Origin of the sequence: Tenacibaculum sp. FZY0031 (assembly GCF_036350695.1) — a bacterium.
Taxonomy (GTDB): domain Bacteria; phylum Bacteroidota; class Bacteroidia; order Flavobacteriales; family Flavobacteriaceae; genus Polaribacter.
On record NZ_JAZDVY010000022.1, the window covers coordinates 1 to 1,178 of the forward strand.

The window sequence follows — 1,178 nt, forward strand, 5'->3', positions numbered from 1 at the left end:
TCTAACTCATTTAAACCTTTACCAGCATCTTCAAAAAAATTGAACGTTTTGTATTGGTTAAAATCTGTTTGACTATCATTAATCAACTTAAGTTTTGATACATTTTTACAGGTAATATTTTATATTTATTATCTTTTTTTACTATTAAAAATAAATTTTTATTACGTCTTGAATTGTTGAATAATTCTTCTAATGATGTAAGTTTTATTTTTTTTAAATTATCAATTATCCTAACTGAGTTCGCATTTTTAACTTTAAATGAATAGCTACTATTATTAAAGCAAATAATATATTCTTCTTTTTTATTATCTCTAGGAAATTTACAATACTTAATATTTTTATCATAGTATATATAAATATCACTTCTTTTGTAATGAAAAAATAAGAATATTATTGAAGTGATAATTATGAGTAAACATCCAATTAAATACTTATATTTTTTTATATTATGGGCAATTTTCATCATTCTGTCTTGCTTTATTTATTGTATTTATTAAGTGTGTTTTTTGCAAATCTGACAACTCGAAAACTCCTCTAGAACATAAAATTTTATAATCTTCAAAACTAGAAAATAAAGATGGATGATAATTTTTTAAAACTGTTGCCATACGGTTGATAAATTGATCCTTCATAATATCATGACTAAAGTATTCTATATCAGTATCGTTAATATAGTTTTGATATAAATCAGAAAAGCTGGCATTCGAATCATTATAATGTTTACCTAAGAAAGCATGAGATATTTCATGAACTAATACGGCTGCAACTCCTATAGATGATATTCTACTCATTACATTACTATTAATAAATATTATATAATCACCTGTTTCATCATCTTTTTTAGTGTCTCCCCAAATATTATCTGGTAGTTCAGAAGACATTTTAAATGTTAAATTTCTTCCCCCTATATTATTATCTCCAAATTCTATAAATAAATCTGTTATCATATTATGATAATTAGAAATACCTGAAGTTAATAATTTATTAAAAACACACTCTGCTTTGCCTTCGAGTTTATTAATTATTTGTTCTTCTGTATCAACACAATAACCATCGTATGTTACATTATCATACCCCGGTCCACAATCCATAAGTATTTGCTGTCTCATGTATTCTGATTTGTAAACAGCGTCTCCTGTATCGGGAGTATCACAAGAAAAACTTGTATAGGTATATGT

The 1,178-nt window shown here is 24.8% G+C and carries 2 protein-coding genes; both read right to left on the reverse strand.

Translation table 11 applies throughout. From position 1 onward, the window contains the following. Nucleotides 1–82 precede the first annotated feature (82 nt). Nucleotides 83–466: a hypothetical protein gene (locus tag V1T75_RS16370; protein ID WP_330489563.1), complete on the reverse strand. Its 384-nt coding sequence runs from the start codon at nt 464–466 to the stop codon at nt 83–85. After that, nucleotides 447–1,178, reverse strand: a 732-nt coding sequence (locus tag V1T75_RS16375) for a hypothetical protein (RefSeq protein ID WP_330489564.1), incomplete at its 5' end; no start/stop codon positions are given. The genes V1T75_RS16370 and V1T75_RS16375, both read right to left, overlap by 20 nt.

What these genes read in the sequence shown, in the direction of transcription:
- V1T75_RS16370 (WP_330489563.1), bottom strand. Translation starts at nt 466, where the DNA reads ATGATGAAAATTGCCCATAATATAAAAAAATATAAGTATTTAATTGGA.